Source organism: Methylosinus sp. C49 (genome assembly GCF_009936375.1).
Taxonomy (GTDB): domain Bacteria; phylum Pseudomonadota; class Alphaproteobacteria; order Rhizobiales; family Beijerinckiaceae; genus Methylosinus.
The window spans coordinates 247,788-271,133 of the sequence record NZ_AP022333.1 but is presented as its reverse complement, the minus strand read 5'-3'; the positions used below and the strand labels follow the sequence as shown (position 1 = coordinate 271,133).

Annotated in this window: 13 protein-coding genes; 9 read left to right on the top strand and 4 right to left on the bottom strand. The window is 67.2% G+C overall.

Annotated features, from left to right (window positions below; all coding sequences use genetic code 11):
• Nucleotides 1–12 precede the first annotated feature (12 nt).
• The 8 genes from GYH34_RS19370 (at nucleotide 13) to GYH34_RS19330 (ending at nucleotide 12,976) form a co-directional block, all read left to right on the top strand.
• Entirely contained in the window at nucleotides 13–978 is a 966-nt protein-coding gene (locus tag GYH34_RS19370) for an alpha/beta hydrolase (RefSeq protein WP_161915246.1), read from the top strand.
• Nucleotides 979–1,126: 148 nt separating this feature from the next.
• Nucleotides 1,127–1,426 (top strand): iron uptake protein, encoded by a 300-nt coding sequence (locus tag GYH34_RS19365; protein ID WP_161915245.1) that lies wholly within the window; start codon nucleotides 1,127–1,129, stop codon nucleotides 1,424–1,426.
• Entirely contained in the window at nucleotides 1,426–2,970 is a 1,545-nt protein-coding gene (locus GYH34_RS19360) for a PepSY-associated TM helix domain-containing protein (RefSeq protein WP_161915244.1), read from the top strand. The genes GYH34_RS19365 and GYH34_RS19360 overlap by 1 nt, the downstream gene beginning before the upstream one ends.
• Before the next feature lie 567 nt (nucleotides 2,971–3,537).
• Complete coding sequence (locus tag GYH34_RS19350) at nucleotides 3,538–3,858, top strand: trypco2 family protein (protein WP_161915242.1); 321 nt, start codon at nucleotides 3,538–3,540, stop codon at nucleotides 3,856–3,858.
• A gap of 24 nt (nucleotides 3,859–3,882) precedes the next feature.
• Nucleotides 3,883–5,739, top strand: a complete 1,857-nt coding sequence (locus GYH34_RS19345; protein ID WP_161915241.1) for a trypsin-like peptidase domain-containing protein — start codon at nucleotides 3,883–3,885, stop codon at nucleotides 5,737–5,739.
• Nucleotides 5,736–6,746, top strand: a complete 1,011-nt coding sequence (locus tag GYH34_RS19340) for a MoxR family ATPase (protein ID WP_161915240.1) — start codon at nucleotides 5,736–5,738, stop codon at nucleotides 6,744–6,746. Before GYH34_RS19345 ends, GYH34_RS19340 begins: the two co-directional genes overlap by 4 nt.
• Nucleotides 6,722–10,714: an SAV_2336 N-terminal domain-related protein gene (locus GYH34_RS19335; protein WP_348983922.1), complete on the top strand. Its 3,993-nt coding sequence runs from the start codon at nucleotides 6,722–6,724 to the stop codon at nucleotides 10,712–10,714. Before GYH34_RS19340 ends, GYH34_RS19335 begins: the two co-directional genes overlap by 25 nt.
• 126 nt (nucleotides 10,715–10,840) lie before the next feature.
• Nucleotides 10,841–12,976, top strand: coding sequence for a DNA topoisomerase (locus GYH34_RS19330; RefSeq protein ID WP_161915238.1), 2,136 nt, complete (start codon nucleotides 10,841–10,843; stop codon nucleotides 12,974–12,976).
• 17 nt (nucleotides 12,977–12,993) lie between these two features.
• Here the strand turns inward: GYH34_RS19330 and GYH34_RS19325 are convergent, their stop codons facing one another.
• From GYH34_RS19325 to GYH34_RS21695, 4 genes are all read right to left on the bottom strand, one after another.
• A complete protein-coding gene (locus GYH34_RS19325) occupies nucleotides 12,994–13,491 on the bottom strand; it encodes an RES domain-containing protein (RefSeq protein ID WP_161915283.1) in 498 nt (165 codons plus the stop codon).
• Between the two features lie 8 nt (nucleotides 13,492–13,499).
• Nucleotides 13,500–13,850, bottom strand: coding sequence for an antitoxin Xre/MbcA/ParS toxin-binding domain-containing protein (locus GYH34_RS19320; RefSeq protein ID WP_018268367.1), 351 nt, complete (start codon nucleotides 13,848–13,850; stop codon nucleotides 13,500–13,502).
• An 86-nt stretch (nucleotides 13,851–13,936) separates the two neighbouring features.
• On the bottom strand, nucleotides 13,937–15,292 hold the full coding sequence (locus tag GYH34_RS19315; RefSeq protein WP_161915237.1) for a glycosyltransferase family 4 protein: 1,356 nt from the start codon (nucleotides 15,290–15,292) through the stop codon (nucleotides 13,937–13,939).
• Nucleotides 15,293–15,594: 302 nt separating this feature from the next.
• Complete coding sequence (locus GYH34_RS21695) at nucleotides 15,595–15,963, bottom strand: hypothetical protein (RefSeq protein WP_162561590.1); 369 nt, start codon at nucleotides 15,961–15,963, stop codon at nucleotides 15,595–15,597.
• 87 nt (nucleotides 15,964–16,050) lie between these two features.
• Here GYH34_RS21695 and GYH34_RS19310 point away from each other — a divergent pair, with 87 nt between their 5' ends.
• On the top strand, nucleotides 16,051–23,325 hold the full coding sequence (locus GYH34_RS19310) for a type I polyketide synthase (protein ID WP_244635390.1): 7,275 nt from the start codon (nucleotides 16,051–16,053) through the stop codon (nucleotides 23,323–23,325).
• The last annotated feature ends 21 nt before the right edge of the window (nucleotides 23,326–23,346 follow it).

The following is a 23,346-nucleotide window of genomic DNA, read 5'->3' as shown; positions in this document are numbered from 1 at the left end:
AGGAAAACCGAGATGGAATTGAATCCAGAGCTCGCGGCGTTTCTCGATCTCGTCGACGCCGGACGACGGAGCGGGGACACGCGGCCGCTGCACGCCCTCGCGCCGAACCAGGCGCGGCGCGAGTTCGCGATGGCGTCGAGAGCGCTCGACACATCCGGGGAAGATGGCGTACAGCGCAGGGCGGTCACGGTTCCGACGCGCGACGGCGCCGCCATCGCGGCGCGGCTGTACGTTCCGGGAGCGCTCGTTTCGACCGCCGAGCGCCCGTTGCTCCTCTATTTCCACGGCGGCGGCTATGTCGTCGGCGGCCTCGACACGCATGACGCCTTGTGCGGCTCGCTGGCCCTGCGCACGCCCTGCGCGGTTCTTTCCGTCGATTATCGCCTGGCCCCCGAGCACAAATTTCCGACCGCCGTCGATGATGCCGTCGACGCCTTCAAACATGTCGTGACGGCTGGCCTGGAACTCGCCGTCGACATTCGCAGGATCGCGGTCGGCGGCGACAGCGCGGGAGCCGGGCTCGCCGCCGTGTTGGCGATCATGGCCGCCCGCGACCGGGCGATCTTCGGCGTCGCGCCAGTCCTGCAGGCTTTGCTCTATCCGGTGACGGATGCGTCTTGCGCCTCGGCTTCGATGGAATTGTTCGGGGAAGGCTATCTGCTCGAGGCCGAGACGCTGCGCTGGTTCCACGCGCTCTACGCGCGCACCGCGGATGATTTTGCGGATTGGCGCTTTTCGCCGCTGCTCGCGCCGGACCTGAGCCGCGTCGCGCCGGCCTTCGTCGCGCTCGCCGAATTCGATCCGCTGCTCGACGAAGGATTGGCGTATGCGCAAAAGCTGGAAGCCGCCGGCGCTCCAGTCACATTTCGAATCTATGAGGGGATGACGCATGACTTCCTGCGCATGGCCGCCCTGTTTCCCGAAGCACAGGCCGCGCATGCCGACATTGCTGCCGCAATGGCTGCGGCCTTCGCGTAAAGGAGAACCTTCCGTTGGCGGGCGCGAAGTTTGGAATCCGTCCAGAACATGCGCGTTGCGAGGCGGGTCGGCGTACATTAGATTTCCTCGTTACGGCGATCTTGTGCGTCGCGTGCGGCGCCGAGGCGGCGCGAGCGGAAATGAGACGATGAACGACAGCGCTATGGCGCCGGGCAAAGGCGCGATCGCCTTGCGCATCTTGGGCGCCGTATTCGGCGGCTATGCGTTCACCTCGGGCGCTGTCGCCTGCTCGACGCTGTTGCTGATCGCAGCCGGCGTCGCGCGCAGCGAGAGCGTGATGATCGCTACGCTGCTCGGCTTTCCGCTCTATCTTTTCGTTCTTCTCTGGTCTTTTGGTACGCCGGCCTTGCATCGCGTCTGGCTGGTGCTGGCCGGCGGCGGCGGCGCGCTCGTCTGGGCCTCTCGTCTGGCGAGAGATCTTTTTTGATGTTCTCGACCCTACGCCGTTCGATGAACTGGCTGCATACATGGTCGGGCGTGACGCTCGGTCCGCTTCTCCTGACGATCTTCTTCATGGGAAGCCTTTCGGTGTTCGATCATGAGATCGATCGCTGGATGATGCCCGCGACGCGTCTTTCTCCTCCGAGCGGGCCGATCTCGCTCGATTTGCTTCGTCCGCGAATCGATGAGCTCGTCGCCGGAGCCGACGAATGGCGTCTCGTTCTGCCGGATGAAAGGACGCCGTTCGCGCAGCTCGGCTTTCGCGGCAAGCGAGGCGCCGGCAATATCGCCATCAATCCGGCCAATGGAGACATTCTGCCGGATGCCGGAACGCTCGGCGCGACCCGCTTTTTCTATCCATTTCATTACAGCCTGCTCGTCCGCGTCTGGAACGTCGGCATCTGGGTCGTCGGGGCGGCGGCGATGGCGATGCTCGTGCTGTCGATATCCGGCGTTATCATTCGCACGCGCATCTTCGAAAATTTCTTCACCTATCGGCCGAATGGAACGCTGCTGCGCGGCAGCTTCGATCTTCATGCCGTGATCGGCGTCGTGATCCTGCCGTTCCTTCTCGCCATTCCATTTTCGGGCCTCGTCATTTTTTCCGCCGTCTATCTGCCGGCCGGTATCGAGGCCGCCTATCCGGGCAAGGCCGACGTCTTCTTCGACGAGGCGAGCGGCGCTCTTCGCCTTCGCAAGGCCGGGGCGCCGGGCGAACTCGGTTCGCTCGACGCCATGCGCGCGGAGGCCGAACGGCGCTGGGGCGATGGCGAGGCCGCGCTGCTGCGTGTCGTCAACGCCAGCGACGTCAACGCGGTCGTCGAATGGCGACGGATGACGAAGGATCGCGTCCGCGACGACGGCCAGTCGATGTTCTTCGATCGCGCAGGCCGGCTGCTCAGGCAGAGCGTCGCCGGGCCGACCAAGTCGACTGTCGACTTCATCTGGGGCATGCATCTGATGCGCTTCGACCATTGGCCGTTGCGCTGGCTCTATTTCTTCGCCGGCCTCGGCGGTTGCGTCGTCATCACGACCGGCTTCGTCATCTGGATGGAAAAGAGGAAGGCGAAACCGCATCCGACCGGCGTTCGCATCGTGGAGACGGCGGCCATCTCGGCGATTCCCGGACTATTGTCGGCGACCTTCGGCTTCTTCGTCGTCAACCGGCTTCTCCCGCTCGCGACGCCCGGCCGCGCGCAATGGGAGGTCGCTGCTTTTTTCGCGATTTGGGCGGCGTCGGCGGTCTACGCGGGCTGGCGCGTGTCGAGAGGCCGAGCGAGGTCCGCTTGGCGAGATGAGAGCTGGGCGGTGTGCGCGCTGGCGGGCGCGGCGCCGATCTTGAATTGGATTACCACCGGCGACCATCTCGCAGAGAGCCTCGCTCAAGGCCGATGGGCGGTCGCCGGCACGGATTTGGGACTGTTGGCGAGTTCGCTGATAGCGGCCGTGGCGGCAAAGCACATCGCCTCGGAATCGACGCATGCAGGACGAGATTTTCGGATCCGGCAGGTGAACGAAACCCATGTCTGAAATCCCATTGCTCGCATCATTCGGGGCTGCTGCGCTCGGCTTTTTGGCCCTCGCCCTGTCTCTCCCGCGCCATTGGCGGGACGTGACGGGTCGAGCCGAATTGCCGCGCTTTATGCAGATCGGCGCCCGGGCGGCGGGTTTCGGCCTTTTGACGACGAGCCTCGCTTTTTGCCTGCTTCGCGAGGGCGTCGAACTCGGCGCTTTGCTCTGGCCGCTGAGCTCGGGCGTCGGCGCATTGTCGGTCACGTCCCTGCTCGCTCTTCGCAATGGAAGGGCGAGAATGGTCTCGCGTGGTCCGTGACGCCGCCGCGCCTATAACGGGCGCGACGAGGATATTCGTTCTCCGGCTTCTCAGCGCTTTTTATGCGGCGAGCTTCGGGACCACGCGCTCGACCAATAGCAAGAATCGGGTGTTGCGGGTCCCCGCAACCAGATTCTTAAAAATATCGAAATGGCCCGCCTCTGGCGGGCTTTTTCGTTTTCTCTAGCTTTGTTCTTCCAGGCGCCGCTCGAGCTGATATAATGCGCGTATTGCGAGACCGTCTTGACCAGATTGACGAGGCTTCGATGCCGGATACGATTCCCTTGAGAGAGGCGCTGCAGGCTCTGCGCGCCGAGATCGTCGGCGCCGTCGCAGATGCGGCGACAGAATCTGTGAAATTCGAGCTCGGGCCGATCGAGATGGAGTTTCAAGTCGTCGCGCAGCGCGAGGCCGGCGGCGAGGGCAAGATCGGCTTTCACATCTTCGGCGCGGAGGCGTCGCTCGGCGCGAGCGGAAAGGCCGAGATGAGCAAGACGCAAAAGGTCAAGCTGTCGTTGTCTCCGGTCAAGGTCGACGCCGGAGGCCAGAAGGGCAAGATCGAGATCCGGCGCGGCGGCAAGAAATAGCGGGCTCGGGGAGAGTCGCGGCACATGGAAGCGGCCCGCGTCGTTGAAATTCTCCTCGATTCCGAGAGCGTCGGCAGCGGCTATCTCATCACTTCGCGTCATGTGCTGACCGCAGGCCATGTCGCGGCGGCGGGCGGCGATCGCGCCCGTTGGGCGGTCCGCCCCGCCGAGGCGGTTGATAGCGCGACGAAGCCTCTTCATCGTCGTCGTCGTCCGCGCGCGCAGGGCGCGGACGTCATCTGGCGGTCGAAGAGAGTGGATCTCGCCGTCCTCGCGCTCGCAAAATCCGTCACGGGATTGCCGAACGAGCCGGTGGAGCTCGCCCGTGTCTCGCCCGATATGGTTAAGCTCGATTGCGCGGCCCGTGGATTTCCGCAAGCGGCTGGGGCCGAGGACCGTCTCGTCGCCGGCGGCATCGCCTGGGCCGTTTCCGCCGAGCCGCTGCGCTTCGACGTCAATGTCGAAAATATCCGTCCAGAAGAGCTGGAGGGTTGGGGAGGCTTGTCGGGAGCCGCGGTCTTCGTCGGCGCCGCGCTCGTCGCAGTGGCCGCGAAAGCCGATGGCAATTGGGGCAATGGCAGCCTCGAGGCGACGCCGGTCGAATATCTCGAAAGCGAAAAAGAGCTCACGCGCTATTTCGAAGGGCAGGGGCTCGCGCTGCGTTTCGTCGCGCTCGGCGAGACGCGGCGAGCGGTCGATGCGGGGTGCGCCCGCGCGCGGCTCGGCGAGCTGGTCGAGCTCGTCGACCGGCGGGCCTTGCCGCAGGATCTCCTACGCCAGCTCTACTGCTCCAGCCTTCCGCCGACCGCGGCGCCGCGAAGCGACAGCTCGCTGCGCGCCGCCCTCGCTCATCTCGCCGATCTGCCGCCTCCGGTCGATGGCGGCCCTCCGCCACTGTGGCGTCTGCTTCGGGAAATCGCCGAGCGCCTGCCCGATCTGCGGCCGGGCGTCGAGACGTGGCTGCAGAAGGTCGGTCTCGGCGCCTTCGACATTGCGTCGGACGGCTCCGCGGCGCCGAGGCTGCATCATTATTACGTCGCCGTGGAGCTCAGCGCCGAGACATCCCCTCTCGGTCCCGGACCGAATGGAGAGCCTCGGCTCGGACGCATCGCCCATATTCGCGTCTTCAAGGACGAGGATATTCAGCCCCTGGCCGATGGCTGGGACCCGGAGGGTCCGGTTTCGCTCGAAGAGGTGAGGCAGGCGCTGATCGCGCGGCTCGACGCGCTGCAGCAGGAGCTCTCCTATGTCGGCGGCGACACGGGGGCCGTCGTCATCGTCGTCGAATTCTGCGTGCCGCACGCGCTCCTGGCCGAGCCTTTCGACGAATGGCTCGTGCCCGGCGAATTCGGCGCGCAGCAGCCTCTCGGCGTCGTCTATCTGTCCGTTCTGCGCGACATAGAGCGGCCCCCGCTCTGGTCCGTGCGCCGCCTCTGGAGCGAGCGCTGGAAGCGCCTATGGCAGACGCCGCGTCCGCTCGGCGGCGAGCCCTATTGGGTGCGGACGCGCCAATCTTTTTCGCCGCGCCAGCTCTATGACGCATTGTCGGGGCCAGAGGCGGAGCCGCAGCTCTGCATCGCGCTCGGCTTCGCGGCCGATGCGGAATGGCTGGGCCCGGGCGACCGGGACTTCCTCTTCGCCGCCTGGCACGCCGGCCTGCCGGCCGCGGTCTGGTTCCGCTCGCCGCCCGCCGGCGCCGAGCCGGACGCGCATTGGAGCCGGCTGATGACGGGCGCGCTCATGCACGAGCTGCCGCGCCGCCTGTGGGAGCTGCGCCGCGCTGCGCATCGAGGCGAGCAGGCATTCGGCGTCAGCCTCGTCTGGGACGACCCTGGACGCATTCCCTTTGTGCCCAAAGAGCGCGCAGGAGATGGACGATGACGGATTGGCGCATCTTCAAGGGTGATCGAAAGACGCTTCCCGAGGCGCCGCCCTGGCGGCGTTTTGCCGGAAAGGTCGCGCGCTCGGCTCGGCCGGAGCGGGCGGAGCCGCCTGCGCCCGACGAGAAGCAGATCCGCATCGGCCGAGGATATCAGGCCGAGGAGGCGGAGATCGAGATGGTCAATGCGGCGCTCATCCTGCGGCGGCCGCTGCTCGTCACCGGCAAGCCGGGGACCGGCAAATCCTCGCTCGCCTACGCCGTCGCGCAGGACCTCGGGCTCGGCCCGGTGCTGCGCTGGCCGGTCACCAGCCGCTCGACGCTGAAGGACGGGCTCTATTCCTACGATGTGCTCGGGCGCCTTCAGCATCAGCAGCTGCATCCCGGTGAGCGGACGGAGATCGGCGATTTTCTGCGTCTCGGGCCGCTCGGAACGGCGCTCGCGCCGCGCGAGCGGCCGCGCGTGCTGCTGATCGACGAGATCGACAAGAGCGACATCGATCTGCCCAACGATCTTCTGCACGTTTTCGAGGACGGAGCCTTCGACATTCCCGAGCTCGCCCGCCTCGCCGAGGAAGGCGGCCCGCCGGCGCCGGTCGAGATTCGCGCGCATGACGACGACTATTGGATTCCAGTCGAGCGCGGCCGCGTCACATGCCGCGAATTCCCCTTCATCGTGCTGACGAGCAATGGCGAGCGTGATTTTCCGCCCGCCTTTCTGCGCCGCTGCCTGCGGCTCACGCTGCAGGATCCGTCGCCCGCCAAGCTCGCCGGCATTGTCGCGGCGCATTTGAGCGGCGAGGCCGATGCGGAAGCGAAGGCTGATTGGGAGATTTTGCTCGAAAATTTCGAGAGGCGGCGTAGCGTCCAGGATCTGTCCACCGATCAATTGCTCAACGCGCTCTATCTGCGTCTGCTCGGCGCGCCGCTCGGCGCCGCCGCGACCGACGAGAAGAGTCGTCTGGAGGAGGCGCTGCTGAAGCCATTGTCTGGAGGGCTGGCGAGCTGATCGACGCGCTGATCCGCCGCCTCGAGGAGAGCGGCCTTGAGATCGAGCCGCTCCAGATCGCCGAGGCGCTGTGGCTCGCCGCCCGGCTCGGCCCGGTCGAGCCCGTGGCGCAGTCGCCGTCGCCGAAGCCGTCGACGGCGCCCTCGACCGTCGTCACGCCCGTGGTCGAAGCGCCGCGCGCGGGCGAAACTCCGCCGCCGCCTCCGCCCGCCGAGACGGCGACGAGCCGGCGAGCCGACGATGAGAAGCGTCCCAGAGACGATTTCTCCGACCTCTATCGTCCCTCGCGGCGCGGCGGCGAAGGACGACGAGCGATCGGCCTTCGCGTCGCGGGCCTGCCGGCGCTTCCCCATGCGCTCGAGATCGGTCGGGCGCTGAGCCCGCTGCGCAGGCGCGTCGCCTCGCCGCATCGCCGCGCGCTCGACGAGGAGGAGACGGTTCGCCGCATCGTCGAGGAAAATGTCTGGCTTCCCGTCTTCGCGCCGATGCGCGAGCGCTCGGGGGATGTCGCGCTCGTCATCGACGCCGGCGATTCGCTGCGACTCTGGGAGCCGACCATCGGCGAGCTGCGCCGGCTTCTCGAACGGCATGGGGCGTTTCGCGACGTGCGCGGCTGGCGGCTCCATTTCGACGGCGATCACGGGCCGCGTCTGCTCGCGGATTCGCGCGCGCTCACGCGGCAGGCGCCGCGCAGCCTCGGCGAGCTTCAGGACCCGGCGGGGCGACGCATCGTGCTGGTGGCGAGCGATTGCGTCGGCCCGTGGTGGCGCGACGGGCGCATGCATGAGGCGCTGCGGGCCTGGGCCGGGCGCGGGCCGCTGGCGCTCGTCCAGCTGCTTCCGCAGCGAATGTGGCCGCGCACGCCGCTCGGCCTCGCCGATCTGCGGCTGCGCGCCGAGGCGCCGGGCCTGCCCAACACCCGGCTTCGCGGGACGACCGCAGACGGAGACGCGTCGCCGCCCTTGCCGGTGATGACCCTCGACCCGGAGCCGATCGCGCGCTGGGCGGCGGTGACGGCCGGGCGCGGCGGCGTGACCGTCTCCGGCGTGCGGCTCTCCCGTTTCCTGCCGCCGCCGCCGGCGGAAGCCTGGGGCGCCGAGGATGATGCGGGCGCGCCGCCGCCGCTCGGTCCGCGCGAGCGCGTGCGCCGTTTCGCCGCCTCCGCCTCGGCGCCGGCGCGCCAGCTCGCGGCCTATCTCGCCGGCGCGCCGCTGAGCCTGCCGGTGATGCGGCTCGTCCAGCATTTGATGATGCCGAGCTCGCGCCACGCCCATCTCGCGGAAGTGCTGCTCGGCGGCCTCATCCGGCCCATGACCGAGGAGACGCAGGCCGACCCGGACGACGTCGAGTATGATTTTCACGATCCGCTCATCCGCGACCTGCTGCGCGAAGGCCAGACGGCCGCCGAGGCGATGGCGGTCACGGCGCGCGTCCTCGACGCGGTCTCCGCTTTCGTCGCCGGCGAGGCGGGGCGGCCGCGCTCTTTCGCCGCCGCGCTCGCCGATGACAGCGGCTCCGGCCCCTTGGCTCTGCCGATCGGCGGCCGGCCTTTCGCGCGGCTGGGCGCCGAGGCGCTGCGCCGCTACGGAGGCGCCTATGCCGCGCTCGCCGACCGCCTCGCAGGCGGATGGGAGCAATCGGACGAGATCGAGCTGACGCTCGAGCGCAGGATCGAGCGGAAGGGCGGACGCCTGCGCGATCTCGCCTGGTCGCCCAATGGCGAGCTTTTCGCCATGGCGGACCAGGAGGGCCGCGTCGAGATTCGCGCCGTCTCGGGGTCGATCGAGCGCAGTCTCGTCGGCGAGCGCGTCGCCTGGCGGCCGGATGGCGCCGCGCTGGCCGTGGGCGGCGCGGCGCCGCGGCTGGTCGTCCACCGCCTCCCGAGCTGGGAGCCGATCGAAATTCCTTTGGACGAGCCCGTGAGCGCGCTCGGCTGGGCGGCCGACGGCCGCTCGCTGGCCGTCGGGGGGAGCGACGCCACTCTGGTAAATTTGGCCCCCGACGAGCCGGGACCGCGAGTGTCCTCCTTCTTGCCCGGAACGATCCGTCAGCTCGCCTGGTCGGGGGATTGGATCGCGCTCGCCATGACCGATGCGCCCGGCGTCGTCGTCATGGACGGACGCGAGCCGCATGTCGTCGTCCGCCTGCCCAGCAGCGGCGCGCCGCCGCATAGCGTCGCTTGGACGAATGACGGCGAGCTGCTGATCAGCGGCGACGCCGAAGGGCGCATCGCCGTCTGGCGCATCGACCGAATGGTCTCCTCCGCGCGCCCGGTTCCCGACACGCCGAAATCGCCGCTGCGCCTGCTCGACGGACATAGCGGCCCGATCCGGGCTCTGTCGATCGACCATTCGCGACAGATTCTCGCTTCGCGCGCGGACGATGGATTGCGGCTCTGGCGCATGGACCAAGGGCGCCGCCTCGCCTTTATCCCGGTCGCGACGCAGGCGAGCGAGGACGCTGTCGACATCGCCTTCCATCCGCGACGGCCTCTGCTGCTCGCGCCGGACGAGAGCGGCCGCGCGCTGCGCCTGCTGACGGCGCGCCTGCGCCCGCGCCCGCGACGATTCTCCGGCGACAGACCGCATATTCTCATGCTGATGTGGGAGATTCCGCCGCTCGTCGTCGGCGGCGTGTGGACAGCCTGCCATGCGCTGGTCCGTAAGCTGCGCCGCGACGGCGCGCGCGTCACCGTCGTCGCGCCCTGGGAGCGCGCGAGGCTGATCTTCGACCCGTTCGGCGATGGAACGCCGGTCGTGGCGCTGGGAATTGCCCCGCCAGAGGAGGGAAAGCGAGCGCCCTCTCCCTACGATCAGACGCCCGCGAGCTGGTCGACCGCATCCGTGGGCGCGATCTGGTCGAGCTATCTGGACGATGCGGCGCCGCCGCCGCGCGAGGAGCCGTCGCATCGCATCTGGTCCAGCTATGGCGGCGCGCCACGCGCCTGGTCGATCTATGGCGGCTATTCGAGCGCGCCCGCCTGGTCCAGCTATGGCGGCCGTCCCTCGCCCTATTCCGTCTATGACGAGCAGGCGCTCTCGGCCTCACCTCTTTTTCGGCTCATCGAAGAGTTCCAGCGACGCTTGCGCGATTACGTCGCGACGGCGGACGCCGATCTCATCCACGCGCATGATTGGGTCACTTTCGACGCCGCGCGCGCGGCCTCGACCCTTGTCGGCGTCCCTTGGGTCGCGCATTTCCATTCCCTCGAGATCGACCGGCGTCCCGATGGCGGCGATTATTTGATCGAGCGAATCGAGCAGGGCGCCGTCAATGCGGCGACGCGTCTCGTCGCCCCGAGCGACGTCACGCGCCGAGCGCTCATCGATCGATACTACGCCCTCGATGATCGCATCGCGGTCATTCCAAACACGGCTCCCGAGGCTGCGGGCTCCTCGGTCCAGCGCGGCGATCCGACCAGCCGACGCGTCGTTTTCATCGGCCGCCTGGCCCGCCAGAAAGGTCTCGACCGCTTCTGCGACCTCGCCGATCGCGTGAGCCGCGCGGGCGTAACCGCGCGCTTCGAAGTCTTCGGCGACGGCGAGGAGAGGGCGCGCCTGCGCGACCGCACGGTCGTCTGGCGCGGTCCCTTGGGCTGGAACGAGCGCGGCCACGCCTATGGCGGCGCCAGCGTCGTCGTCGTCCCCTCGCGAGCCGAGCCCTTCGGAATGGTGATATTGGAAGCCATGGAGCGCGGCGTTCCGGTCGTCTACGCTAAAGAGTCCGGCGCCGCAGAAGCGCTGCGCGCCGGGCTTCGCATCGCGCCGGACGACATCGGCGCCATGGCGAATATGGTCATCGCCCTGCTCGAGGACGGCGGCTTCTGGCGGAAGATCGTCGAGGAGCAGTCGCAGGCGCTGCAAGACTATCGCGCGCGCGCCGACGAGCGCCGCCTCGTCGATCTGTGGCGAATGTCGATCGCGGAGGCGGCGGCCGAGCCGCGAGAGCTCGACGATGGGCTCGCGTGACGCTTAGCGAGTCCGCGCGCGACGAGCGCTCGCCGACGTCGCAGGCGTTATCGCCCACCGAGTTTGTTCTTTGTTCGTTCTCATACATGCGCTACGCTGAAATTCTGTTCGATTCGGCATTGGCGCATGGCGACACTGATCATCACGGAAAAGGCCAGTCAGGCGAAGGATCTTCGTGCGGCGCTCGGCGCGCGCTTCGGGCAGATTCTGCCGGCCGAGGGCCATTTGCTTCGCTTGGCCGAGCCCGAGGAGATCAACCCCGTCTGGAAGCGCTGGTCCTGCGTCGTCCTCAAGCCGGACGGGCTCTATCCGACTCGCGAAGCCTCGCAGGGCAATAAATCCGCGAAGCTCCGGGCCATAGCGACGGCGCTCTCCGCCTGCGACGATGTGATACTCGCGACCGACTGCGACCGCGAAGGACAGCTGATCGGCCAGGAAATCCTGGATCATCTCGGCTATCGCGGGCGTGTGCGGCGGGCTCTGTTCACCGCGCAGGACCCGAAGACGCTGCAGCAGGCCTTCGCCCGGCTGAAGCCCAACGCCGATATGCGCCCGCTCTATGAGGCGGCGGTGGCGCGCCAGCAGGCCGATCAGATTTTCAACCTGTCGCTGACGCGGACTGTGACGAAGACATTGCTCTCGCCCGGCGTTCGCGGCGTGATCGGAATCGGCAGGGTCAAGACGCCGACCTTGGCGATCGTCTGCCTTCGCGAACTAGAAATCCGCAATTTCCGGCCGGAGGATTATTTCGAGGTCGTAGCGGCAGCTACCGTCGAAGGCGGCAGCTTTTCGATGCGCCATGCTCCGGCGCCCAAGGCGCGGATCAAGACGCGCGCCGAGGCCGAGACGATCGCCAGAGCCGCCAGCGGCCATCAGGGGCCTCTCGGCGTCGCCGTCGATGAAAAGCGGCAGGCGCCGCCGCGTCTCTTCGATCTCCCCTCCTTGCAGAAGACCTGCGGCCAACGCTGGGGATGGACCGCCGACAAGACGCTGTCCGTGGCGCAGGCGCTCTATGATGGCGATGGCAAGAAGCTCATCACCTATCCGCGGGCGGAAGCGCGCTATCTGAGCGAAAATCAGATCGGCGACGCGCCGGCGATCTTCGCCGCGCTGACGCGTCTGCGCGGCTTCGCGCGGCTGGAGATCGCCGCTCCGGTGATCCGACGCGGCAAGTCCGGCCATTTTTGCGACAAGGCGCTGGAGGGCGTCTCGCATCATGCGGTCGTGCCCAATGTCAATGTTCTGGACGATCTCGAAGTCCGCTTGGCGCGTCTCGACGAGGATGAGAAGCGGCTGTTCGCGCTCATCTGCCGTTCCTATCTCGCCGCCGTGATGCCCGATTACGAATATCGGCAGACCATCGTCACAATGGCCGTTCCGATCACGGGCCGAAGCGCGGCCGAGTTTCGCGCGGTCGGGCGGATTCCGCTGCGGCTCGGCTGGAAGGCGGTCTATCAGGCGATCGAGCCGGACGCCGAGACAGAGGCCGAGCAGACGCTGCCCGCGCTCCGCGACGGCGAGCGCGCAAGCCTGTCCGAGCCGCGCGTGGAAGCGAAGAGAACGCAGCCGCCGCCTCGATACAATGAAGGCACGCTCGTCGATGCGATGCAGAATGCGTGGCGCTTCGTCGATGATGTCGCGCTTCGCGACCGGCTGAAGGAAGCCAAGGGGATCGGCACTCCGGCGACGCGGGCCGAGATCATCAAGGGATTGAAGCGGCAGAATCTGTTGACAGCGGATGGCAAGCTGGTGCTTCCGACGCCCGCCGGGCTGCAATTGTTCGAGCTGCTGCGCGGCGCCGCGCCCGCGCTCGTCGATCCGGCGACGACGGCTCTGTGGGAGATGCGCCTCGATGAGATTCTCGTCGGCAAGGCGGATTATCACGCCGTCATCGACGGCGTCGCCACAGCTGCGGGCGAGCTGATCGACGCTCTGGTCGAAAAATCGAATGGAAAAGTCGAGTTGACGGCGCCGGCGCCGGCGCGTCGATCGGGGCGCCGCCGCCGCGGCGGACCGGCCGATATTCGCGCCGCGGCGCCGAAGCGCGCGAGCGCGGGTCCGCGTCGTCGTGCGTCGAAGGCGAAATCACCCGCCTCGCAGGAGAGCGTCGGCGAAGAGCGCGCTAGTCGCGCCAAAGCGCCGACCGAGAAAATGGTCGCCTATGCGCAAAATCTTTCGCGGACCAAGAAAGTGAAATTGCCCGAAGGCTATCGGCAGGACTTCGACGCCTGCCGCAAATTTCTCGACGAGCATGCGAGATAGCGCCCGCGTCTTTCGGGTCACCTCGACAGGCGACCTTCGTCGTCGATCGGCGACAGATAGGACGGAGGGGCGTTTCCCCATGACCAGAGCACGAGGTTGAGATCGTCCTCGCTCGTTCCCGGGGCGAAGCTGCGAACCAGCAGCCCGCAATATCCGGCGCCGATCAGGCGCCGGGCGAAGCTCTGCGTTCTCGCTTCGCCGCTCGCGCGCATCTCGTCGCGCCAAGTCGAAGCCGCGAGAGCGGCGGCGTCCATGCCTTCGCTCGCGAGCGCCGTCGCATCCCGCGTATCGAATATTCGTTCGAGATCGGCGTCGTAGGAGACGAGCGTGGTGGGCTGCAGATTGCCGACCTGATTGGCCTCCCGAATGGCGGTCATGATGGAGAGGCAGCAATAGAGCGCGGGAACGCCTTTGGGATTGAAGCGGCCGCCATGCAGAGCGGCCCCGTAGCCCGAGAGCGGCTCGCGCGCATAGACGGGATTGAGCGCTCGATAGAGCTTGCCCTTAAAGGCTATGGCCGCGCTCAGGCGTGGACGCCCGCGTCGACGGCGTCGATATAATCGAGCACCTCGTCGGCCCGGCCGCTCTTGACGAGCTGCATGGCGGTGAAGCCGGAAAAGCCGGCGAGCGGTTCCGAGCGGTACCAGGCATAGGCCAGAAGCGCCGAGCCGAAGCGCGGCTCGACCTTGTTGAGGATCTCGACCATCTCCCGCAGGCGACGCTGCGTCTTGTCGGAGCGAAGCCGGCCGGCCCGCTGCACGGCGTCCTTGCCCAGGCCGGCCGTGCGGGCGATCTCCTCGCTCGAGGTGCGGAGCATGTCCGCGATCTTGCGCGGCGCGAAAATCCCGTCATCCGCATATCGAGCCAGGCTCATTGCTCCGCCTCCGTTGGAAGCCGAATATTATGACGCAATATAGCGTCATAATGAGCGGCGTTCAATGGGCCCGCTTTCGCCCTTTTTTAGAGGCTCGTCGCGTCCTCATGGAGAATTTGCGGCTCGGCCGTCTCCTGCAGGCCGATATGCGCGAGAAAGCCGTCGACCATATTCTCGGTCGAGAAGCGCGCGGCGACGCGGGGCGCATTGTCGGCGAGCTCGGCGTATAGCGCGTCGTCGGCCAGCAGGCGTTCCAGCTGGCGCGCGAGATCGCCGCTGTCCCAGCATCGAAAGATCAATCCGCCGGCGCGGACGCCATCGTCCACCACCTCGGCGACGCCGCCATAATCGGGAACGACCGCCGGAGCGCCGAGGCTCATGGCCTCGGCGACGACGAGCCCGAAGGGCTCGCCATTGATCGAGGGGCATACGGCGCAGCGGCAATGCGCGAAAAGAGCGTCGCGCGTCGCTATCGAGATGGCGCCGGAATGATGGAGATCGACGCCGAGATGCGTCACAATATCCCGAATGGCGGCGCGATAGGCGAGGCCTTTCGCCGTGGCGCCGCAGACGACCAGCTGAAAGCGGAGCCCACGGGAGAGAAGAATTTTCGCCGCATAGAGAAGAAGGTCGATGCCCTTCTCGCTCTCTTGGCGGCCGACGAAGGCGAGGATCGGCAGATCGCGCCGCAAACGCGGAAAGGTCTCCGTCAGAACCGAGAAATCGGGAGCCGGCCCTTTCTTCGGCGGCTCGATCCCGCAATAGAGAATCTCGAGACGAGAGCCGTCGAGACGAAGATCGTCGACGAGGCGGGACGCATAATGCCGACTGAGGACGATCGCCGGCCAGCGCGCGTTGCGCACCGCCTCGTCCACGCGGCGGCGATAGACATCCATCACGCCGCAGGCCTCCGCGAGGCTGGCGAATTCCTCGTCGCCCTGGAATGTCACCAGATAATCGAACGGCTTGCGCGCGTGCTTTTGCGCCTCCTGCGCCAGCGCGCCGATCGAGCCGAAGCCCATTTTGACATGGGTGACGCCGTCCTGCTCGATGAAGCGCGCCAGCCGCTTCGCCAGAGCGACGTCGGTCCGCTCGGAGCAAAAGAGCGAGCGAACGAGATTGCGCATGAGATTTTCGACGAAGCCTGGAACGCCTTGGGCGACGGCGCGCCGCAATTTCCGCGGCAGGCGAAAAGCGATGCGCCCGATGATGCGATCCATGAATTCCGAAGGGCGCGAGAATTGGTAGCGCGTGCCGTGGCACAGCATTCTCTGCTCTACTCCCTCGGCGAGCAGCTCGGACGTCTCTTCGAGCATCCAATAGACGACGACCTCGTAACCGCGGCGGCGGAGCGCATTCGCCAGTGTCGCGTCATGGACCGTCGAGCCGAGATAAGAGCCGCTTCCTATGGTGACGATCGCGAATTTGGGACGTGACGTCACGGGGCGACCCTTCCTCGATGAATTATCGAAATCGACCGGGGCGACGCTTCGTTGCGGCGCGCAATCAGGCGACGGATTCGTCGTCCGCTCCGCATCATCATCATTATCGGAAACCAAGATGTGCGCCAAGTCACAGCAGCTTCGTCTAATTATGCGCATGGTCCGGCTCGGCGCGGCCGTTTCGACGTCCCAGTCGATGTCGATCTTCGGATCGGCTTTCGCGAGCGTTTCTGCCCTGTGCCGTAAAGGGATGGCGCAGAGCTTGCTATTGGAGAGACATCGATGAGCGACTGGGTCGGCGACTAGAAGCGAACCAATTCGATCTGCATCAGGACGATGCAGATCGAATTGGTTCGCAATTCTCGAGGCCGGAGGGAAAATATTCTCCGGTTTTTCGAAGCTGGATATTTAAGCATATTGCCCGGTTTCTGGAGGCGGCGCACAAATTTGGCGGCGCTTGCGAGAAAAGCGCAAAAATCAGCTTCGATGTTTGAAGAAACAACGCCTTTGCGATGGTGGATGTTGCGTCTGTGGGCGCGAATGGGTGGGGCAGAGACATGGAGCGAGTTGCGGCTGTTTCTCCCAGCCGATGCAGAAACGCGGAAATTATCGTCGCGGCCAGCAGGGCCGGCGGCTCCGGGCTTCTCGACATTGGAGCGGACGCCGATCACGACGCGCTTCGTGCGACTCTCCTGCGCCTTCGCGACAAGGCGGCGGCCGGAAAATGGGGACTGCGTTGGGACGCGCAATTCTCGAGCGTGGCGAGCGTCGCCGAGCTCGAGCGGCTGGTGGCTGGGAGCGTCGATATTCTCGTCGTCGCTGGGGCTTCCGGCGAAGAGGCCGCGGCGATCCGCGCGAACGCGGCGCGATTCACGCGGTTCGTCGCTCTCGAGGTCTATGATCTCGAGAGCGCGCTGGCGGCGCAGGAGGCGGGCTATGACGGCGTCGTCGTCAAGGGCGCCGAGGCCGGCGGCCGGATCGGCAAATCCTCCTCTTTCATACTCTTGCAGGAATTTTCCGGCGCGCTGCGCATCCCCTTCTGGGCAGAGGGCGGCATAGGGCCGCGCAGCGCGGCGGCGGCGGCGCTCGCCGGCGCGGCGGGCGTCGTGCTCTCCGAGCAGCTCTGGCTCACCGAGGAAGGGCCTTATGGAGCGCCGGCTCTCTCCTCTTCATGGAGCCGGCTCGACGGCGGCGAGACGGTCGTCATCGGCGACGGCTCCTCAATGGCGCGGCTTTCGAGCCGGCACGGCAGGGAGAAGCTGCGCGCGCTGGAGCGCGCCGTCGCCGAGGGCGAGGATTGGCGGGCGCTGCTGCGCCGCTCGTCGCAGGGCGAAGACCCTGTTCTGCCAATGGGTCAGGACATCGCCTTCGCGGGCGGATTCGCGCGCCGTTATGGCTCGACCGGGCGCGCCGTCGCCGCGATCGCCGAGACGCTGGCGACAGCCGCGCCGGGCGTCGAGGGGCTTTTCGCCGAAGGCTCCGATCTCGCGACCATTCTCGGCGTGCGCTATCCCATCGCCCAAGGGCCGATGACGCGGGTGAGCGACGTCGCGCCTTTCGCGCGCGCCGTGGCGGATGGCGGCGCCCTGCCCTTTCTCGCTCTGTCGGTGCTGCGTGGGCCGCAGGCGCGCGCGCTGCTTACGCAGACGAAGGCGCTCATGGGCGAGACGCCCTGGGGCGTCGGCATGCTGGGCTTCACGCCGCTGGAGCTGCGCCAGGAGCAGATCGAGGCCATTTCCGAAACCAAGCCGCCTTTCGCGATCATCGCCGGCGGCCGCCCGAGCCAGGCGCGCGATCTCGAGGAGATCGGCGTCTCGACCTATCTTCATGTTCCCTCGCCCGGCCTGCTGCAGGGCTTCCTGAAGGAGGGCGCGCGAAAATTCATCTTCGAGGGCGGCGAATGCGGCGGCCATACCGGCCCGCGCAGCAGCTTCGTCCTATGGGAAACCGCGATCGAGATTCTGGCCGACGCCAAGATCGACGATCCGCGCTCGGTGCAGATTCTCTTCGCCGGCGGCGTGCATGACGCCCTATCGGCGGCGATGGTCTCCTGCCTCGCTGCGCCGCTCGCGGCGCGCGGCATGAAGATCGGCGTGCTGATGGGCACGGCCTATCTCTTCACCCGCGAGGCGGTGAGCGCCGGCGCGATCCTCGAAGAGTTCCAGAACCAAGCGCTGCGCTGCGAGGAGACGGCGCTTCTGCAATCGGGCGTCGGCCTCTACACGCGCTGCGCCGCGACGCCCTTCTGCGACGAGTTCGACTCGACGCGCCGGCGCCTCATTCGCGAGGGGAAGTCGGACGAGGAGATATTGGTGGCGCTGGAGCTGCTCAATGTCGGCCGTCTGCGCATCGCATCCAAGGGCCTCGCGCATAAGGGCGAGCAGAAGGGCCTCGACGAGAGCGGGGGCTATGTCGAGCTGGATGTCGAAGCGCAGCGGCGCGAAGGCCTCTATATGATGGGCGAGGTCGCGCGCCTGCGTCGCGACACGCTCTCGATCGCCGAGCTGCATGACGAGGTTTCGCGCGGCTCCGCCGATCTGCTCGCGAAGCGGCGCGCCGTTGCCGAGGCGGCGAGCGCGCGCGCCGCCGGACAAAAGGGCGAGGACATCGCCATCGTCGGCATGGCCTGCGTCATGCCCGGCGCGAAGGACGCGCGCGCCTTCTGGCGCAATATCGTCCAATCGGTTTGCATGTTCCGCGAGGTCTCCGAAGATCGCTGGCGTCCGAGCGATTTCTTCGACACGGCCCGCGCGCCGGATCGCGTCTATTCGAAATGGGGCGCCTTTCTCGACGAGATCGCCTTCGATCCGACCGCCTATGGCATTCCGCCGGCGAGCCTGCCGTCCATCGAGCCGGTGCAGCTGCTTGCGCTGCATGTCGCGACGCAGGCGCTCGCCGACGCCGGCTTCGATCGCCGGCCCTTCCCCAAGGACCGCACCGCGACGATCTTCGCCAGCGGCGCAATGAACGAGCTCGGAACGCTCTATGTCTTCCGCACGTTGCTCTCGCATTATCTGCCGAAGGTCGCGGGCCTTTCGGAGGAGACGCGCGCACATATCGTCTCCTCTCTCCATGGAAAGGAGCTGCCGCAATGGACGCCGGACTCCTTCCCCGGCTTTCTGGCCAATGTGGCGGCGGGCCGCGTCTCCAATCGCCTCGATCTGCGCGGCGCCAATTTCACAGTCGATGCGGCTTGCTCCTCCTCGCTCGCCGCGCTCGACGCCGGCATTCGCGAGCTGCAGGCGCATGACGCCGATGTGGCGCTCGTCGGCGGCATAGACGGCGCCAATGGCTGCATGGCCTTCATGTCCTTCGCCCAGACCCATGCGCTGTCGCCGACCGGCGTCTGCCGTCCCTTCTCGGATGCGGCGGACGGCATTGTGCTCGGCGAAGGCGTCGCGGCGGTCGTGCTGAAGCGCCTCTCCGACGCGGAGCGGGACGGCGATCATATCTATGCGGTGGTCAAGGGCGTCGGCAGCTCGAGCGACGGCCGCAATCGCAGCCTGACCGCGCCGGACAATAGAGGTCAGGCTCTGGCGCTGCAGCGCGCCTATGAGAAAGCCGGCGTGAGCCCGGCGAGCGTCGCGCTCATCGAGGCGCATGGCACCGGCACGGCCGTCGGCGACAAATGCGAGATCAAGTCGATGACCCAGGTCTTCGGCGAGGATGGCGCGGCGCGCCAGTCCTGCGCGGTCGGCTCGGTCAAATCGATGATCGGCCACACCAAGGTGACAGCCGGTCTCGCGGCGATCATCAAAGCGTCCTTGGCGCTGAAGCATCGCGTGCTGCCGCCGACGCTCGGCGTCGACAAGCCCAGCTCGCGCGTCGATTTTGCGCAGACGCCTTTCTACGTCAACACGCGCGCGCGGCCTTGGCTCGCGCGCTCGCCAGACGAGCCGCGGCGCTGCGGCGTCAGCGCCTTCGGCTTCGGCGGCACCAATTTCCACGCCGTGCTCGAGGAATATGACGGCGGCTATCGCGACAGCGACGTCGAGAATTTCACGCCGCGCGCCGCCGAGCTCATCGTGGTGACGCGCGCCGATGGCGCGGAGGTCGAGCGCGCCGCGCAGAGCCTTCTCGATCGGCTCGTCCATCCAGACCTTCTCTCGCTCGGGCAGCTCGCCTATTCGCTGCATCTCGACGAGCAGGCGATCCGCCATCCCGCCAGCGAGCCGGTGAGCCGTCTGGCGATCGTCGCGACCTCGATCGAGGATCTGAAATCGAAGCTCGAATTCTTCCTGCGCCAAGGCAAGGGCAAGCGCACGATCAAAGCGCCGCAAGGGATCTATTTCCACGATCGCGGCGCGCAGCCGCCGGTCGGCGGCGTCTGCATGCTGTTCCCCGGGCAAGGCTCGCAGAAGCTCGATATGCTGAGCGATCTCGTGATGTCGCGCCCGTCGAGCCACGGCCTCTTCGAGCGCGCAGATGTAGCGCTCGCGGGCGCGCTGCCGCAGCGGCTCTCGCAATATATCTACCCCCTCCCGAGCTTTACCGAGGAGGAGCGTGAGCGGCGTAAGGCCGAGCTCGATGACACGCGCGTCGCGCAGCCGGCGCTCGGACTCGTCGATCTCACTGCCTATGATCTTCTCGCGGAATTCGGCCTCGCGCCGGATTTCGTCGCCGGCCATTCCTATGGCGAATATGTCGCGCTCTGCGTCGCCGGCGCCATCTCGCGCGACGATCTGCTGCGTCTGTCGCAGATCCGCGGGTTGATTTCGGCCGAGGCCGCCGCGGCGGATGGCGGGACGATGGCCGCCGTCGCCGCCGACGAGGCGCGCGTCGCGCAAGCGATCCGCGCGCTCGGCCTCGAGGTCGCGATCGCCAATCTCAACGCGCCCGATCAGACGATCGTCGCCGGCGCCGGCGCTTCGATCGACAGAGCGGTCGAAGCCTTCCGCGAGCAGGGTCTGCGCGCCAAGCGCCTGCCGGTGACGGCGGCCTTTCATTGCGCCGCAATGGCGCCGGCACAGGAGCGCCTCGCCGCGCAATTGTCGAAGATCGATTTCGCCGCGCCGAAGCTGCCCGTCTACGGCAATACGACCGCCGCTCCCTATCCGAGCGAGGTGCGGGAGATAGAGGCGCTGTTGGCGCGTCATATCGCCGAGCCATTGCGCTTCGTCGAGGAGGTCGAGCGGCTCTACGAGGCCGGCGTGCGCGTCTTCATCGAGGCGGGGCCGGGAATAGTTCTGAGCGGCCTGGTCGATCGCATTCTCGGCAAGCGGGAGCATGTGACGCTCGCCGTCGACGCGCCGGAGCGTCCGGGCTGGCTGCAATTCGGCCATTTGCTCGCCCAGGCGGTCACGCTCGGTCTGCTGGTCGAGGTGGCGCAATGGTTCCGTCATCGGGGCTTTGCGGAGATCGGTCTACAAGCTCTGTTCGAAAAGGCCGAGGCGGCGGCCAATCCGCCGGCCTCCGTCTGGCGCGTCAGCGGCGGCAAGGCGGTCCCTTGGCGCGCGCCGGCGCCGACGGCGGCCGAGAAAAGCTCGGCGCCCGAGCCGATCCGCATTCCGAGCGAGCAGCCGCCCGCGCCCGTCGCCGTCAATGGCGCGAGCGGACCCCGAAAGCCCATCGAATCGAATGGCGTCGCCGCGACGCCGATCCTGCATCGAAGGAGAGAGTCCGTGAACGACCGCGAGCCGAAATCCGGCGATCCCGCGCCCGTCGCGGCGAGTCCACGAGGCTCGCCGCCGACGATGGCGCGGATGCGCAGCGAGTTGACGCAGCTCATCGAATTGCAGCGCGAGCAGCAGGTGACGCTGCAGCGCTTCATCGCCTTGCAGGAGCGGCTCCTATCCGCCGACGCCGGCTCGGATGCTTACTTCGAGCAGGCGTCGGAGCAGGCGCCAGAGCCCGCTCGGTTCGAAGCGCCGCAGCAGGCCGAACCGGCGCCGACCGCGCCGCATCGGCTGCTGACGCCGAGCGTGCCGGTTCCTGTGCTGCCCGAGGAGGTTCTCGCCGCGGTCAATGGAGCCGCCGCCAATGGAGCCGCTATCGTCTCCGCTGCGCCCATCGTCGAGGCGCCGCCGCGCATCAATGGCGCCGCGGCTCCGAAAGCCGAGGGCGCGTCCATTGAGATGCCGCCGACCGCGCAATTCAAGGCCGAGCTTCTCGCCACCATGATCGAGCGCACCGGCTATTCGGCGGAAATGCTGGATTTCGACGCGCATATGGAGGCCGATCTCGGCGTCGACTCCATCAAGCGGATCGAGATTTTCAATCAGCTCAAGGATCGCTTCCCCTTCATGGAGGGGCGCGACGAAGAGGCGATCTTCGACGAGCTCGCCGGCCTCAAGACATTGAACGCCGTCGTCGAATGGTACGATGGCCTGCACGCGCGCCGCGCGGCAGCGGAAGGGGCCGAACCGGCAAAAAAAGCTCAGGCTCCGTCGTCTCTGTCCCCGCTGGGGACGGTGGAGTCCGATAATGAGACAGTGGGTCCCCAAGAAACGCTTCGCTATGTGCTCGCCCCCCTCCCCGCGCCGCGCGCCGCGCGGGCGTCGGAGATGGACGGCTATTCTTATGAGCGCATGGTCCTCATCGTCGGCGAGGCGACGCCGATCGCCACGGCGCTCGACTCGGCGCTGAAGGCGCGCGGCTATCAGGTTTGGCGCGTGCTGCCGGGCGACCAGACGGCGCCGCTCGCGACGGATGCGATGACGATCGACTTCGCCGATCCTGAAGGGGTGAAGGCGCTGGCGACGCGTCTCGCCGAGGGCCGCCATCGCGTCGGCGCGCTGTTCAATCTCGCCGGGCTCGACGCCGAGGGCGTGGATGATCGGCGCCGGCTCGAATGCGCGCGCAATCTATTTCAGCTGCTCAAGACTTTCGAAGGCGATTTGAAGGACAGCGCCGGCCGCGGCGGCGGCTGGCTCGTCAATGTGACGGCGCTCGACGGTCAATTCGGCCTGCGGCGACAGCAAAGGTTTTCGGCCGCCGCGGCCGGTTCGCTCGGCGTCGCCAAATCCGCCGCCCAGGAATGGCGGGATTTGCGCGTGCGCTGCATCGATGTCGATCCGCGGCTCGCGGCGGATGTGATCGCGCGCGAGCTGATGATCGAGGCCGGCCTGCGCGCCTCGCCGCTCGAGATCGGCCTCACCGAGGACGGGCGCTGGACGCTCGATCTCGGCCAGGCGAGCGCCGCGACGGCCGAGATCGAGAGCTTGTGTCTCGATCCCGAGGCCGTCGTGCTCGCGACCGGCGGCGCCTATGGCATCACCGCCGATATAGCGAGAGCGGTCGCCTCCGCCTATCGTCCGCGGCTTGTCCTCGTCGGGCGCAGCCGCGCGCCGGCGGCGGAGCCCGAGGAGACAAGGCGACTTTCCGCGAGCGCGCTGAAAGAATTTCTGATCGGCAGGCTGCGCGCCGAAAATCCGAAGGTCAAGCCCGTCGAGATCGAGCGCGAATGGAAGCGCATGCTGAAGGATCGCCAGATCCTCGCCAATCTCGAGGCGATGACGGCGGCCGGCGCGCGCGTCGAATATCATTCGCTCGACATCACCGACGCCGACGCTTTCGGCCGGCTCATCGATGATGTGTATGCGCGCTTCGGCCGCATAGACGGCGTGCTGCATGGCGCCGGCGTGCTGGACGATCGCCTTATTCGCGACAAGACGCTCGACTCCTTCGATCGCGTCTTCGCGACAAAGGCCACGCCGGCCTTCACGCTGATCGAGAAGCTGCGTCCCGAAGGGCTGCGCTTCCTGCTGTTCTTCTCGTCGATCGCGGGGCGTTTCGGCAACGCCGGCCAGAGCGATTATAGCGCGGCCAATGAGGTGCTGAACAAGCTCGCGTCGCGGCTGAGCCTCGAATGGCCCAAGACGCATGTCGTCGCGATCAATTGGGGGCCGTGGAACGGCGGCATGGTCACGGACGAATTGCGCCGGCTCTACGAATCCAAGGACATTCGCACGCTCGAGATCGAGCAGGGCCGGCAGGAATGCCTGGACGAGCTTGCGCGCGGCGCGACCGGAAATCCAGAGATCGTCGTCGCGGCGAGCATGCAGAGAATTGCGCAATTGGCGCTGCGCCAATGAGGCGTCGAAACGGGCGGGTCG

Bases quoted from the DNA above. Each gene is read 5' to 3' on its own strand.
- GYH34_RS19370 (WP_161915246.1), top strand. From the start codon at position 13: ATGGAATTGAATCCAGAGCTCGCGGCGTTTCTCGATCTCGTCGACGCC.
- GYH34_RS19365 (WP_161915245.1), top strand. From the start codon at position 1,127: ATGAACGACAGCGCTATGGCGCCGGGCAAAGGCGCGATCGCCTTGCGC.
- GYH34_RS19360 (WP_161915244.1), top strand. From the start codon at position 1,426: ATGTTCTCGACCCTACGCCGTTCGATGAACTGGCTGCATACATGGTCG.
- GYH34_RS19350 (WP_161915242.1), top strand. From the start codon at position 3,538: ATGCCGGATACGATTCCCTTGAGAGAGGCGCTGCAGGCTCTGCGCGCC.
- GYH34_RS19345 (WP_161915241.1), top strand. From the start codon at position 3,883: ATGGAAGCGGCCCGCGTCGTTGAAATTCTCCTCGATTCCGAGAGCGTC.
- GYH34_RS19340 (WP_161915240.1), top strand. From the start codon at position 5,736: ATGACGGATTGGCGCATCTTCAAGGGTGATCGAAAGACGCTTCCCGAG.
- GYH34_RS19330 (WP_161915238.1), top strand. From the start codon at position 10,841: ATGGCGACACTGATCATCACGGAAAAGGCCAGTCAGGCGAAGGATCTT.
- GYH34_RS19320 (WP_018268367.1), bottom strand. From the start codon at position 13,850: ATGAGCCTGGCTCGATATGCGGATGACGGGATTTTCGCGCCGCGCAAG.